The sequence below is a fragment of the Streptococcus suis genome, assembly GCF_902702775.1.
Lineage (GTDB): Bacteria > Bacillota > Bacilli > Lactobacillales > Streptococcaceae > Streptococcus > Streptococcus hashimotonensis.
The window spans coordinates 1,202,921-1,215,334 of the sequence record NZ_LR738724.1 but is presented as its reverse complement, the minus strand read 5'-3'; the positions used below and the strand labels follow the sequence as shown (position 1 = coordinate 1,215,334).

Genomic DNA, 12,414 nt, shown 5'->3' with positions numbered 1-12,414 from the left:
TTTAAAGGGCTTTTATGCTTATTTTGAAAAAGAGATAAAATCAATATATCCCTTTTCTCCGATTTTTACAACGGCATTGTAGGACTTTCTATCTTTCGTTTTGATTCCTTTTACCAGGGTTTCTTTTCCCTCTAGTAATTCTTTTACATTTGTTTTGGTGAGTTTTTTCTTTCTAAAATGTTCAGCTAAAGTGAAGGTACATTCAGGATAATTTGAACAACCATAAAACGATTTTTTTAATACAATATTGTTGCCACACTTAGGACATTTTCCTACAAGGGGTCCCGAGCGCTTAGTGGGAATTTGTACCCCTTATCGATACAAATTCCCCGTAGGCGCTAGGGACCTCTTTAGCTTCTTGGAAGCTGTCAGTAGTATACCTAATAATTTATCTACATTCCCTTTAGTAACGTGTAACTTTCCAAATTTACAAAAGCGACTCATAGAATTATTTCCTCCCGTTAAATAATAGATAACTATTAAAAATAGACAATACTTGCTCATAAGTAACGGTACTTAAATTGTTTACTTTGGCGTGTTTCATTGCTTGATGAAACTGATTTTTAGTAAACAGTTGACGATATTCTCGATTGACCCATTTTGAAACAAAGTACGTATATAGCTTCCAATATTTATCTGGAACATCTGTGGTATGGCGGGTAAGTTTTATTAAGACACTGTTTACTTTTGGTTTAGGATGAAAGCATTCCGCTGGCAGCTTAAGCAATTGCTGAATCGAGACTTGAGTGTGCAAGAGCAACCCTAGTGTTCGGTGAATATCCAAGGTACGCTTGTAGAATCCTTCTTCAACAATCAGATAGATGTCAGACGCACGGCTTTCAAAAACCACTTTTTTAATAATTTGTGTGCTTAAATGGTAAGGAATATTCCCAACAATTTTATACCTCTGTTTGTTAGGGAATTGAAACTGTAGAATATCTTGGTGAATTAAAGTGACACGAGTATTCAGTTTTAATTTTTCTGACGATAAGTTGAATAGATGACTGTCTAATTCAATAGACGTTACCTGTTTACTTATTTTAGCCAGTTTCGTCGTTAAATGCCCTTTACCTGTTCCAATTTCGTAAACGGTATCGGTTTCTTTTAAATTCAATTGTTTTATTATTTGGTTGAGTACTTTTTCACTCGTTAAAAAGTTTTGAGAATATTTTATATTTTTGTTCATGTAATCTCTCCTGAAGTGATTACATCTATAAACAAATACAGAAGTTAAACGATTTGTTTGTAATTTTAGTTATCTGTTTAAAAAGTCATAAGATTAGTCACTGGTAGGAATTAATCTAACGTATTTATTTATCTGCGTAATCACTGTTTTTAGTCTGTTTCAAAACAGTAGATGTTTTATCTACATTACGCATTTGGAATACCAACATGACGAATCCCTCCTTCTTAATTACAAATTTTTAGCATCTAATTTAACTTCAATTCCTATTATACAAAATTTTAAGATAACTTTCAATCCCTTTCGTCTATTAGTATAGAAGAAAGCTCTCAGCACATGTGGAGTGTGTTGCTCTGCTCGTAAAAGCCTAGAAACCTTTGAACGAAAGGGATAATGAAAAGCCTTGATTGTAAGGCTTTTTGCTTTGTGGTGGGAAAGTATCAGAGTAACTATTTCAGTTGAAGTAGTTGATGTGCTGGTGGATTTTAGAGGGATTTATTTCCGTAGACGCAAGGGGGGACATGAGATAAGGAGTATGAGGGAATAGATGTCCCCACCCCTTCCTAATTTGGAAATCAAGTAGAGTGTGTTCGAGGACAGTTAAAACAAGTTATATGGCATAGAATAAGAAAAATTAAGGTAACTAAGTTTATTATGTTATTGAGAAAAGGATTGATTTAAATGAGGTATGATGTTGCATTTGGGAGCTTTTGTTCTAGAGCCAGTCGGTTTATTGTTGGAACTGATTGAAAAAGAAAACAATCGTTGTTAACTTTGGCGAGTCCGACAGTTGTTTTAATATAACTTTGAGCTAGCCACCGTCTTAAACGGTTCTACTAGTGGGGTGAGTTTGAGCTCACCTCTTTTTCTATTTCCATATAACACCAATAGAAAGAAAAATAAAAAAAACATGGCCTTTATTCATAAAGTTGAAGATAAAGTTTCGTAGAATAGGATAAGTTTACCTTGGGTATTTTTCCTATAATAGTTGACAGAAAGGCATCCCAAAGGGGATGATGGGTATGTTTAATGAAGCTTGCAATTTTAGGTGCTGGTATGATTGTGAAGGATGTTCTGCCAGTCCTTACACAGATTGATGAGATTTCCTTGGAGGTTATTTTATCTAGTTCTCGGAGTTTGGAGGAAACAAAAAATCTTGCAGCAACCTACAAGATAAAAGAGGTGACGAGTGACTATGACAGCATTCTGTCCAATCCTGAGATTGACACCGTCTATGTTGCCTTGCCAAATCACCTTCACTATCACTATGCCAAGCAAGCCTTGGAGGCGGGGAAACATGTGATTTGCGAAAAGCCGTTCACACTGAGGGAGAGAGAATTGGATGAGTTGCAGGCAGTGGCTCAAGAAAAAAATCTATTCTTGCTGGAAGCCATCACCAACCAATACCTGCCGAATTTTCAGGTCATCAAAGACCAGTTGGCAAATCTTGGTGACATTAAAATTGTTTCCTGCAATTATTCCCAGTATTCTTCGCGTTATGATACCTTTAAGCGGGGCGATATCTTGCCAGCCTTTGACCCTCAAAAAGGTGGTGGCGCTTTGAGAGATATTAACATCTACAACATCCACCTGATGGTCGGCTTGTTCGGTCGTCCCAAGTCGGTCTCTTATGCGGCGAATATGGAAAAAGGAGTTGATACTTCAGGCATTCTTTCCCTTGATTATGGCGATTTTCAGGCCATTTGTATCGGTGCCAAGGATTCATCGTCAACCATTTCGTCAACGATTCAGGGAACGGACGGTTTTATCCGCATCGATGGACCGACCAACGAACTGCCGTCAGTCTTTGTCCAAACAGGAAAAGACAAGGGACAAGTTTTAGATAAAAATGCTGGTCAGCACAGGATGTATGCCGAATTTGTTGAGTTTAACCGAATCATTACTGAGCGTGATGTTGAAACGATGGCAAAGCAATTTGAGCATAGTCGTCAGGTGTTGGCGATTGTTGATGAGGTCAGTCCCTATCAGCTGGCTGATTGAGGAAGTAGTCTGGTCGACCGTGTTTGCGGTATTGACTGGGGCTGAGACCAGTTTGTTTTTTAAACTGCCGATTAAAATAGGTTTGGTTGCCGAAGGCTAAAATCTGACTGATTTCGGTAAAATTGTAGTCCGAGTAGCGAATCATATTTTCAGCTGTTCGAATGCGTTGGTTATTGATATAGCTTGTAATGGTCATGCCTGTCTCATCCTTGAAGAGTCGGGACAGGTAGTTAGGCGATAGATTGACCGAATCGCTCAGGTCTGGCACAGAAATCTTCTCATGGAGATGTTGGTCGATATAGTCCAGACAGGTCATGACTGGTTTTGAAAATATCCGCTGGTGTTGCACTTGTTTCACTTCCTTAAGGAAATAGGCAATCATTTTCTGCTGGATGCCCTTAATTTCTGTGAACTCCTTAGCCTCATCCATCTGGTGGATGAACAAATCACTAATATTGTACGCTTTTTCCGCCTCGACACCAGCTTCAATGACAAATCGAGTGGCAAGGGTGGCGTTGGCGATAAACATATAGCGACTACTTTGGAGGGTGTTCTTAGAGAGGCTGACAGAACGCATTTTTTCAAAGATGCGTTCCCCTTCAGTCAGGGCTTCGTCCTTACCTTGAGCAAGGAGATGGTATTGACGCATATCTTCCGAATAGGAATCGAAGTGCTTGAACTGATTCTCACGATTGAGATAGGTCATGTAGGCTAATTTGGCTGAGACGGAGTTTTTCTCTAACATAGCCCTATCATATCATAAATTATCAACAAACTAAAAAGAAAGGTTTTATGATGAAAAAATCACTCCCTGTATGGCTCAGTGTTGGTGCCTTTACCATTCTGACTTATCTTTCCATTTATACCAATTTTTGGAAGACGGATGCTGGTGGGACAGCAGTTGCGACTGGTCAGGTTGATATTGCTGACTCGGAAACGCATACTGATAGTCTAGATTCGGATTCAACCACTTCATCAAACCAAGTGACCATTTTACTGGATTACCAACGCATGGCGGGGTCGGCATCAAACCAGGTGGCAATCTGGGTCGAGAACCAGGCTGGTGAAGTCGTCCGAACCCTGTCGGTCAGTCGCTTTACGGCTCAGGGAGGTTTTTCTCGCCGTCCCGATAGTCTAAATCATTGGGTGTCAGCAGTTCAAGCCAGTCAGCTCAGTCAACAGCAACTGGATTTGGTGACAAGTCCAACGCCGTCAACAGGGGAAAATACCTATATTTGGGATGGCAAGACTGACGATGGACTGGGACTTGAAGATGGTCTATACACCATTTATCTGGAGGGAACCCTCTACTGGGAGAGCAATGTCCTCTTCCAGCAAGACATCGTCCTTGAAAATGGTTTTTTTTCCCTAGTTGGAGACGTAACTAGCGTCTATTCGAGTGATGATTCCTTTAACAAGGAGATGATTCAGGGGGTAAGTGTCAATGTCTAACTATCTCTATCAGCTTTACCATTTCTTTCATATGGATACCGTCTTTACCATCCAACTGGCGAGCCAGCGTTCCATGGATAAGGTTGAAGTTGCCCAAGTCTCGCAAGCCCTGCACCAGACTGACCAATTTTTAAAGAGTGTGGAAGAATCACTTTCTGCCTTTCTCGAAACCAGTTCACTCAGTCGTTACCGTCGTCGAGAGCCTGTCATCAATGATAAACTGGCGACCATCATTGGTCTAGCTCGACATCTTGAAGAAAAATCAGGTTATCTCTTTCATCCCTATGATGAGCGAGGTTTCAATCCCACCTCCTTTGTCAAAGGCTGGGCTGTTGAGGAAGTTGTCAAGGGCATCTGGACTGATTTGGTCAATCAAGGGGTCTTGGTTTCAATCATCTTAAACGGTGGCGGTGATATGTTTTGCTTTAGCCAGGAAAACAATGATTTTGAATGGAAAGTTACCGTTGCCCCTCCAAATGCCCGTTTAAAAATGGATAAGGTAATTTCTCTAAGGCAAGGTGGGGTGGCGACATCAGGGAAAAGTCAACGAGGCAATCATTTTTGGAAGGGAAAGTCCAATTCCCTTGCTCAAATCACCCTAGTCGGTCAGTCTTTGGTTGACATGGATGCCTGGTCAACCCTGTTGATGACCCTGTCGGATGAGGAAGTTGGGGCATTTATCAGACAACACGCCCTGACTGCAACCCTAGTGACTAATGATAATCAGATTTTACAGTATAATGGAGGTCTTTTATGTTAAAACATCATCGGTTTTACCTAAATTGTTTGTGGCTAGGTTTGCTCTTTTTGATTCCCCTACCAGCAATTAGCCTACTCTTTGCACAACTTAGTTTGGATGGCAGAAGTCAAGTCGGCGTTCTCTACGGCTTGGTTGCCTATGTCTGGTTTTTAGTGGTCATTTGGCTGTCCTCCAGACCCAGTTGGTTAGATCGTTTAATTGGTTTGCCTGATATGTATATCATTCACGGGATAACCAGTCTTTTTGCTCTGGGCTTGAGCCACCTCCATAAATGGTTGCTCCCTTCGGAAGACCTGCCTAAGTTTTTAGGAGATATCGCCTTTTATCTCTTTCTGACCCTGATTGCCTACTCCCTTATTTTTATGGCGGGTTGGCTGACCAGTCGCTGGGTCTGGCTGGTAAATCTCAAGCGGTTCTTAGAAAAGCTCTTCAAACACGAGTTTAGCATTTGGATTCATCGCCTGAATCTTCTTGCTGTGATTCTAGTTTATCTTCATATCTGGGTCATTGATTATATCCGTCAAGCCACTGGTTTTATGGTGTTAATCAGTCTTTATACCCTCTTTGCCCTTGGTTCATATGCCGTTTTTAAGCTAAAGAAGTGGCAGTCTGGTGTATTGCTTTCCCTAGAGTATCTGGATGATGGTTTGCTGAAACTGGATGTTAAGAGTCAGAACCTGACCCGATTTAAAGCAGGGGATTTTATCTTCATTAGGTTTCCTAATCAGCCAGATTTAGCTGAGCCCCACCCCTTTTCTCTTGCGTGTTTTGATGATTATAGCTTTTCCCTCATTATCGACCAGGTGGGTGATTTTACTCAAGCCTTAGCTCGACTTGATATTGGAGAGGGACTTGAATTTACCCACGGCTACGGGGTACTTCATCGTTTCAAATCATCGCTTCTACGGCAGGATAAACTGGTTATGATTGCGGGTGGTGTAGGTATCGTCCCCTTTCTATCCTTGATTGAAAAAAATCCCCGTCAGACGATTCATCTGATTCATACCGTAAAAAATGGCAGAGCAAAAATTGCCTATGACTGGCTACAATGCCTAGCAACTAAGCGACCAAATTTCACCTATTTTGCTCAAGAGGGACGACTGGATGAGACCCAGTTGAAGGAACTCATCCCCCTAGACCGTGACAATTTTTTCCTCATTGCAGGTCCAATGGCAATGAACCGTGCCTACCAAAATTATTTGGTCAAAAATGGCATCCCAGAAGACCGCATCTTTTATGAAAGCTTTGCCTTTTAATACTCATTTAAAACATGTGGAGTGCGTCGCTCTGCTTGTAAAAGCTTAGAAACCTTTGAACGAAAGGGATAATGAAAAGCCTTGATTGTAAGGCTTTTTGCTTTGTGGTGGGAAAGTATCAGAGTGAGTAGAAGTGCTAGTATGAAATTATCTAATTCTATTTCCAATCCCCCTGTGGGGATATGTTTATTTCTATTGAAAAGGAATTTTTAGGAATAGAAACGTATTCACCAAGTCTATGAAACTAGAGTAGGGTTTAATCTAGGGAATTTAGTAGACTTTTCTTTATATATAAATGCAAAAACCTAATGTGATGTTTTATTAACAAGCTTTTAGTGATATAATTAGAGTAATAAGTGATATTTTGGTTGAAATCACTAAAGTAAAAGCCCGATTATTATGAACTATTTGAAAGGGGTAAATTAATGAATGAAGAAATTATATATTATGGTCCAGATGATTATGAGATTCTAGATGTTGAGGCGTTTGAAGCAAAACCTACAAGTGTATTTGGTAACCTTCCAGAAATTGCAAGACCATTATTAAGCAAAGCTAACACAATTTTTTCTCAAATAGAGAAGTTGCTCTATACTGCTCCATCATTTATTAATGCAGTAAAGTCAACAGTACCAGAAGAAGCCTTACAGGCTGTATTGTCTAAAGAGCAAAAACAAGCAATTGCAAAAGGTGCTTTAAAATTAATGACTAAAAAAGACGGTTCATTAATGGCAACATTGTTGAATACGGAAACTGGGAAAATTGCTGCGACAGTCCCCCTGGAAACTGTGAATCTTGCGCCAGAAATTACTGAATCCATTTCCAACTATTCGTCACAACTTCAAATGGCACGACTTGCGGAGCAGATTGAAAATGTTCAGCTTGCGATTGAGGATGTCAGAAAGGGGCAGGAGTCTGATAGGTTAGCTATAGCATACAGCTGTCAACAAAAATTAATTCAAGCAAGGGAAATTGTCAACCCACAGTTAAGAACTTCAATGCTTCTTCAGGTAATTTCTGATGCTGAAGATAGTCGCAATCTTTTGATGCTAAGCCAAAAATCTAATGTTTCTTTTATTCAAGAACAACCTGAAGATACTTTTGGTAAATTATTAAAAGGTGTTAAACAAGAAACAATTGATTCTAGAATAAGTGAAATAAGAGATGGACTATCTGCTGTAAATATTGTTTCTTTGTCAGCCGCAATGGCTTATAATGAATTGGGTGAAGAGAAGGCTGCTCAAAAAAGTCTCGAATACTTTGCACATTTTATAAATGATACATATCTAGCAACACCACATTTGGTGGAACGATTGGATTTACTTGATCCATCTCCAACAAATTATTGGACTGAAGAGTTACCTAAAATCAATGCAACAATATTAGAATTACCTAATAATTTAAAAGAGATTGAAACTGAGGATTTAACATGATAGAAAAAAATACGTGTAAAAAATGTGGTAGAATCATTCCAAAAGATTATAAATATAATAAGTGTGAATCATGTAGAAATAAGATACTGGGTGGAATACGTAAAGCTGGGAAAGTAATGGGTGGTATTGCTCTAACTGCTGCACCTTTTATATTAAACAAAGTTCTTGGAGGTAGAAAGAAATAATTTGCCCTCTTAGAAAGGAAATTTCCTAAATTGTATTACAATCTTAGTCTATTTGAAACAAGTTGAATACAAGTGCTATAAGCATAGGATTAAAACTCTTGCAATCGTTAGGTTTCAAGAGTTTTTTATTAGTTTTGAAATTGAATAATTTAGCTTTGCTTTTTACTAAATGTTTTTGCGGTATTGTTTAATGAAATCTATTAATTACATTTTCACTCGTCCATATTCTATTTTTAAATACCATATTAAAAAGGGAGAGATAGTTTTTACTTTCAATACCTATAAAGAATTGATTTTTTTACCGCGAGAGTGTATTATATGAATATAGTGTATATTATTCCTGTTTTATCTGTATTATGGAAAATTGGTGGAATGTATAGTACAAATGTTTCCGATATACAATTTTTGGGCTATCATTTCAACCACTAATATCTAGGAGAATTGATTATGAAAAGAATTTGTCTATTTTTACTTGTGTTCATTTCCTTTCTTGTAAGTGGTTTTCCTGTTAAAGCTAACCAAGAAAGTATTGATTACGGTAGTCTAAACTTAATTCCGTTCAATGGAAATAAGCAGATTGTGCTTGGTGAATTTGATACGTTAGGTAGGGCAACTTCCGCACATATTCAACTTCAGGATAAGGATGAACCTAAGAAGCGTAGGGAACCACGGATAAAATTTACTCCTGTTGGATGGCATAACTATAAAATTGCCTATGGTAATCAAGGTAAAAAATCTTGGCTTTTTAATAGGGGCCATCTGATTGGTTACCAATTTAGTGGTTTGACAGACGAAGGAAAAAATTTGGTTCCCTTGACTGCTTGGACAAATAGCGGGAACTATAAAGGAACAGATGATAGCAATTTCGAGAGCATGCTTTACTATGAAAATCGTTTGGATAGTTGGCTAGCAAATCACCCTCATTTTTGGTTAGATTATAAAGTAACTCCTATTTATTCCGGTGATGAGCTGATACCAAGGCAGATTTCTCTTCAATATGTTGGTTTGGATGAATCTGGATATCTAATAAACATAAACCTTGGAAGTCCGAAAGAGTCGGTAGATGGATATGGAATTACAACTGTCATCTTAGATAATTATTCTAAAAATGCAACAATAGATTATTTGAAAGGTACTGCGACACCATCCTTAGTTTCAACTGATGAAACTAGTCAAACTGCCTCCTCTAGTGTTGCGCCGGAATCACAACTAAGCGAAAGTAGTCAAGTAGCTCAATCTGAAACTCAGCTTGCTCCAGTTGTTTATATTGCTAGGAATGGAAATGCGGATGTTTATTGGTATTCTAAAGAAAACATGCCAGCCAATACCAATTTTGCAAAGGTTATTGAGATGTCAGAGGAACAAGCACTTAGTTTAGGCAAGCGACACACAACTAAAGAATAAATTAGTTAAGAAATTCATTATTCAATATAGAAATGGGAGTAGTTGGTTGACTTGCTCCTATTTTTATGATGTGGAATTCGTTTATTAATAGACATATCTTTTTTGTAGCTGTGACAGCGATATTGCAGTTTATTGTTGTTTTAATGGTATAATCAATTTATAAATATTAAAATATATGTTTGCAAGTGGTCGCCGAAACTAGTGTTGAATGAAGGAGGATAAAATGAACAATACATTACAATTATCGGAAGCGGATTACAAAGCGATTGAAAACAATGATTCAGGTTATCTAAATAGCAAAGGAGCAAATTTTTATCGCGATGGTGAATACGGCCTTGCTGCTGCCTACTATCATCTAGCGGCTAGTATGGGAAATTCAGATGCTATGTCAAATTTGGGTTATTGTTATTTATATGGTAGACATTCTGAACCAAACTTGAGACTTGCACTTGCTTATTTCAAGCTAGCAGCTAAGAAGGAAAATATTGACGCTACTTATAAATTAGGAGATATCTATAGAACTACAAAATGGGGAATTCAGGATGAAGAATTGTCTCTTTATTATTATCGATTGGCTGTATCCTATCTATTAGATGAGCCTTTGGAGGCTTTATATGATATCACTTGGTATCAGGCACTTGAAAATTATCCAAGTTTGTGCCTTGCTTTGGGAAAATCGATGCTTTTGGATGGCCAACTGTTTGTAAATCTTGATCTTGCCTATCAATTTTTACGGTTTGCTCAAAAAGGCTATGAAATCGAACTGCAAAATAATGGAACTTATTATCAATCTGTGTATGAACAGGTTGTAGAATTACTTGGGCATTCACAATTTGATACTGTTCGACACCGATGGGATGATTTATTTTGAGGTGGAAAAAATGGGAGACGTGGATATTGAAATTGATGGATTTTGGTGCAAGAAGTGCGAGGAATTGCACCCGACTCTGTACTGGCATGAAAAATTTGACGAGTATTTACGGAATCGCAGAAAAGAATGGGACTATCAAAAGAATATTCGCCCAAATCTTTTTAAAAATGCCGTTTATCAGGATTGCCTTCCCAATTTGGGCCTAACCGAACAGAGCTTTCAAGAAGCTTGTGTTTCATGTGGCGAATTAACATATTTTTACCAGTCTAAAAACGAACCAGTTTATCTGTTCTAATGAATATAACTATGCTGATAATCCAGATGATTTTAAAGCATATGAGGATTATCTAAAGAAAGAAAAGTAATAATGAAAACACAAAATGAAATGATGACCTTAGTCCCCCAAAAATTGCGGGAGATTGAGAAGGAATTTGATGTCGAGGTCTTGTGGGCAATCGAATCAGGTAGTCGTGCTTGGGGTTTTGAATCACCAGACAGTGACTTCGATGTTCGTTTTATCTACAAGCATAAGCCGGATTTTTATTTGGCTTTGGATAAAGGCCGAGATGTGATTGAATTGCCGATTGATGAAACCTGGGATGTGAGTGGGTGGGATCTAGACAAAACCTTGAAACTCTTGTTTAAGTCAAACCCAACCTTATTTGAATGGTTGCAATCGCCGATTGTCTATCATCAGACAGATTTTATTGAGCGAATTCGCCAGTATGCTCAGACCTATTTTTCTGAGAAAAAAATGCTCTATCATTATCTCAACACTGCCAAAGGTAATATGCAAAAATACCTGCTTTGTGAACAGGTCAAACCTAAAAAATATTTTTATGCTTTGCGCCCAATTTTGGCATGTCGCTGGATTGAGAAGTATCATACCATTCCCCCTATTTTGTTTGATGACCTTGTTCAGGCTTTGCTTCCAGAGGAAATGAAACCCCATGTCGCAGCATTGCTGGACTTGAAAATCAACCATCCAGAAGAAACACTCATTTCATCCTTACTTCCGATTCAAAACTATTTGGAAGAAAGCATTCGAGAAATTGAAGCCTATATCCAAATTGTTCAGGATGAGAGACAGGATATCTTTCCACTGAATCGCTTCTTTTTGGAAGAATTAGGGATGGAGAGTTAGGTAGCTTGCAGACTTCTCTAGTTTTAACTGTATTTTCAGTTATAAAGATTGCATGAATGAATAGTACAAAATCGATGAGGTTTTGTCTTCGATGTACTTGGGAATTGTAGGGGGTTAGCTGAATTTAGAAGTTAAACATGATAGAATGTATTTACAAACCATCTTTACAATAAGGAATAACTATGGCAAATACTAAACCCGTCAACTTCATAGTAGATGCAACTTTTTATGAACAAACTAAAGAACCCAAAGAGTACGTAAACAGTGATATACAAGTGACGGAATTTCAAGTTGCCTTTGAAGGCTTTAAAAAGGAAATTCTGATTGGTCATCAAAAAATTGAGCAAGGTAAACTAACATCTTTGGCGGTTGAGAGAAAAGATTTTGTGCTTGAATAATCATAAATGATGCCAAGTTTTCCTCACGGATCAAGCAAAAAAGGGCTTGAGAGGGATTTATGAATATATCTTACTTAATTTCTACATTCAACAATCTGCAGACAGCAAACTAGACCTTATTCTAACTGCACTTGAAACTCTAGAGACTTTACCCGAACATTTGGAGTAAGTCTGATTTTGATTTTCATTGAGTATAAGAAGCACTGCAAATAAAAAACACCTTAGAAAATTATTGCTCAATTGCAATTTTTTTATGAGGTTCATGTTTTCTGCTAATATTTTAATTGACTAGAAAAGAGCCGCAATTGCGACTCTTTTTAGCTTATGATG

The 12,414-nt window shown here is 38.0% G+C and carries 14 protein-coding genes and 2 pseudogenes; 12 read left to right on the top strand and 4 right to left on the bottom strand.

Features of this window, described 5'->3' with window-relative positions; all coding sequences use genetic code 11:
• Positions 1–18: 18 nt before the first annotated feature.
• The 3 genes and pseudogenes from GPW69_RS05995 to GPW69_RS05980 form a co-directional block, all read right to left on the bottom strand.
• Positions 19–279, bottom strand: a pseudogene (locus tag GPW69_RS05995) (topoisomerase DNA-binding C4 zinc finger domain-containing protein); the annotation flags it as partial.
• Positions 280–448: 169 nt separating this feature from the next.
• A complete protein-coding gene (gene erm(B), locus GPW69_RS05985; protein WP_001038796.1) occupies positions 449–1,186 on the bottom strand; it encodes a 23S rRNA (adenine(2058)-N(6))-methyltransferase Erm(B) in 738 nt (245 codons plus the stop codon).
• A gap of 124 nt (positions 1,187–1,310) precedes the next feature.
• Complete coding sequence (locus GPW69_RS05980; RefSeq protein WP_001814874.1) at positions 1,311–1,394, bottom strand: 23S rRNA methyltransferase attenuation leader peptide; 84 nt, start codon at positions 1,392–1,394, stop codon at positions 1,311–1,313.
• 818 nt (positions 1,395–2,212) lie between these two features.
• On the opposite strand from GPW69_RS05980, the gene GPW69_RS05975 reads away from it, so the two are divergent.
• On the top strand, positions 2,213–3,184 hold the full coding sequence (locus tag GPW69_RS05975) for a Gfo/Idh/MocA family protein (RefSeq protein WP_074391211.1): 972 nt from the start codon (positions 2,213–2,215) through the stop codon (positions 3,182–3,184).
• Here GPW69_RS05975 and GPW69_RS05970 read toward each other — a convergent pair.
• The gene (locus GPW69_RS05970; protein WP_074391210.1) at positions 3,159–3,929 is read right to left on the bottom strand and encodes a helix-turn-helix domain-containing protein; all 771 of its coding nucleotides are present in this window, start codon (positions 3,927–3,929) and stop codon (positions 3,159–3,161) included. The genes GPW69_RS05975 and GPW69_RS05970 overlap by 26 nt on opposite strands.
• A gap of 47 nt (positions 3,930–3,976) precedes the next feature.
• On the opposite strand from GPW69_RS05970, the gene GPW69_RS05965 reads away from it, so the two are divergent.
• From GPW69_RS05965 to GPW69_RS05915, 11 genes and pseudogenes are all read left to right on the top strand, one after another.
• Positions 3,977–4,636 carry a DUF2271 domain-containing protein gene (locus tag GPW69_RS05965; RefSeq protein WP_074391209.1) on the top strand — a complete coding sequence of 220 codons (660 nt, stop codon included), beginning with the start codon at positions 3,977–3,979 and terminating at the stop codon, positions 4,634–4,636.
• Entirely contained in the window at positions 4,629–5,396 is a 768-nt protein-coding gene (locus GPW69_RS05960; RefSeq protein ID WP_074391208.1) for an FAD:protein FMN transferase, read from the top strand. The genes GPW69_RS05965 and GPW69_RS05960 overlap by 8 nt, the downstream gene beginning before the upstream one ends.
• On the top strand, positions 5,390–6,652 hold the full coding sequence (locus tag GPW69_RS05955) for an FAD-dependent oxidoreductase (protein WP_074391207.1): 1,263 nt from the start codon (positions 5,390–5,392) through the stop codon (positions 6,650–6,652). Before GPW69_RS05960 ends, GPW69_RS05955 begins: the two co-directional genes overlap by 7 nt.
• A 425-nt stretch (positions 6,653–7,077) precedes the next feature.
• The gene (locus GPW69_RS05950; protein WP_079848508.1) at positions 7,078–8,082 is read left to right on the top strand and encodes a hypothetical protein; all 1,005 of its coding nucleotides are present in this window, start codon (positions 7,078–7,080) and stop codon (positions 8,080–8,082) included.
• Positions 8,079–8,267 (top strand): hypothetical protein, encoded by a 189-nt coding sequence (locus GPW69_RS05945; RefSeq protein ID WP_074391206.1) that lies wholly within the window; start codon positions 8,079–8,081, stop codon positions 8,265–8,267. The genes GPW69_RS05950 and GPW69_RS05945 overlap by 4 nt, the downstream gene beginning before the upstream one ends.
• A gap of 441 nt (positions 8,268–8,708) precedes the next feature.
• The gene (locus GPW69_RS05940; RefSeq protein ID WP_370695983.1) at positions 8,709–9,671 is read left to right on the top strand and encodes a DNA/RNA non-specific endonuclease; all 963 of its coding nucleotides are present in this window, start codon (positions 8,709–8,711) and stop codon (positions 9,669–9,671) included.
• A gap of 223 nt (positions 9,672–9,894) precedes the next feature.
• Positions 9,895–10,542: a tetratricopeptide repeat protein gene (locus tag GPW69_RS05935; RefSeq protein ID WP_074391204.1), complete on the top strand. Its 648-nt coding sequence runs from the start codon at positions 9,895–9,897 to the stop codon at positions 10,540–10,542.
• A gap of 10 nt (positions 10,543–10,552) precedes the next feature.
• Positions 10,553–10,837: a hypothetical protein gene (locus tag GPW69_RS05930; RefSeq protein ID WP_074391203.1), complete on the top strand. Its 285-nt coding sequence runs from the start codon at positions 10,553–10,555 to the stop codon at positions 10,835–10,837.
• Between the two features lie 72 nt (positions 10,838–10,909).
• Positions 10,910–11,686, top strand: coding sequence for a nucleotidyltransferase domain-containing protein (locus tag GPW69_RS05925; RefSeq protein WP_074391202.1), 777 nt, complete (start codon positions 10,910–10,912; stop codon positions 11,684–11,686).
• Positions 11,687–11,868: 182 nt separating this feature from the next.
• Complete coding sequence (locus GPW69_RS05920; RefSeq protein ID WP_074391201.1) at positions 11,869–12,084, top strand: hypothetical protein; 216 nt, start codon at positions 11,869–11,871, stop codon at positions 12,082–12,084.
• A 28-nt stretch (positions 12,085–12,112) separates the two neighbouring features.
• A pseudogene (locus GPW69_RS05915) lies at positions 12,113–12,253 on the top strand (type II toxin-antitoxin system RelE/ParE family toxin); the annotation flags it as partial.
• Positions 12,254–12,414 lie beyond the last annotated feature (161 nt).

Excerpts from the sequence above, each read along its gene's own strand:
- GPW69_RS05935 (WP_074391204.1), top strand. The coding sequence starts at position 9,895 with ATGAACAATACATTACAATTATCGGAAGCGGATTACAAAGCGATTGAA.
- GPW69_RS05960 (WP_074391208.1), top strand. The coding sequence starts at position 4,629 with ATGTCTAACTATCTCTATCAGCTTTACCATTTCTTTCATATGGATACC.
- GPW69_RS05965 (WP_074391209.1), top strand. The coding sequence starts at position 3,977 with ATGATGAAAAAATCACTCCCTGTATGGCTCAGTGTTGGTGCCTTTACC.
- GPW69_RS05920 (WP_074391201.1), top strand. The coding sequence starts at position 11,869 with ATGGCAAATACTAAACCCGTCAACTTCATAGTAGATGCAACTTTTTAT.
- GPW69_RS05970 (WP_074391210.1), bottom strand. The coding sequence starts at position 3,929 with ATGTTAGAGAAAAACTCCGTCTCAGCCAAATTAGCCTACATGACCTAT.
- GPW69_RS05950 (WP_079848508.1), top strand. The coding sequence starts at position 7,078 with ATGAATGAAGAAATTATATATTATGGTCCAGATGATTATGAGATTCTA.
- GPW69_RS05975 (WP_074391211.1), top strand. The coding sequence starts at position 2,213 with ATGAAGCTTGCAATTTTAGGTGCTGGTATGATTGTGAAGGATGTTCTG.
- GPW69_RS05945 (WP_074391206.1), top strand. The coding sequence starts at position 8,079 with ATGATAGAAAAAAATACGTGTAAAAAATGTGGTAGAATCATTCCAAAA.
- GPW69_RS05930 (WP_074391203.1), top strand. The coding sequence starts at position 10,553 with ATGGGAGACGTGGATATTGAAATTGATGGATTTTGGTGCAAGAAGTGC.
- GPW69_RS05980 (WP_001814874.1), bottom strand. The coding sequence starts at position 1,394 with ATGTTGGTATTCCAAATGCGTAATGTAGATAAAACATCTACTGTTTTG.
- GPW69_RS05925 (WP_074391202.1), top strand. The coding sequence starts at position 10,910 with ATGAAAACACAAAATGAAATGATGACCTTAGTCCCCCAAAAATTGCGG.
- GPW69_RS05955 (WP_074391207.1), top strand. The coding sequence starts at position 5,390 with ATGTTAAAACATCATCGGTTTTACCTAAATTGTTTGTGGCTAGGTTTG.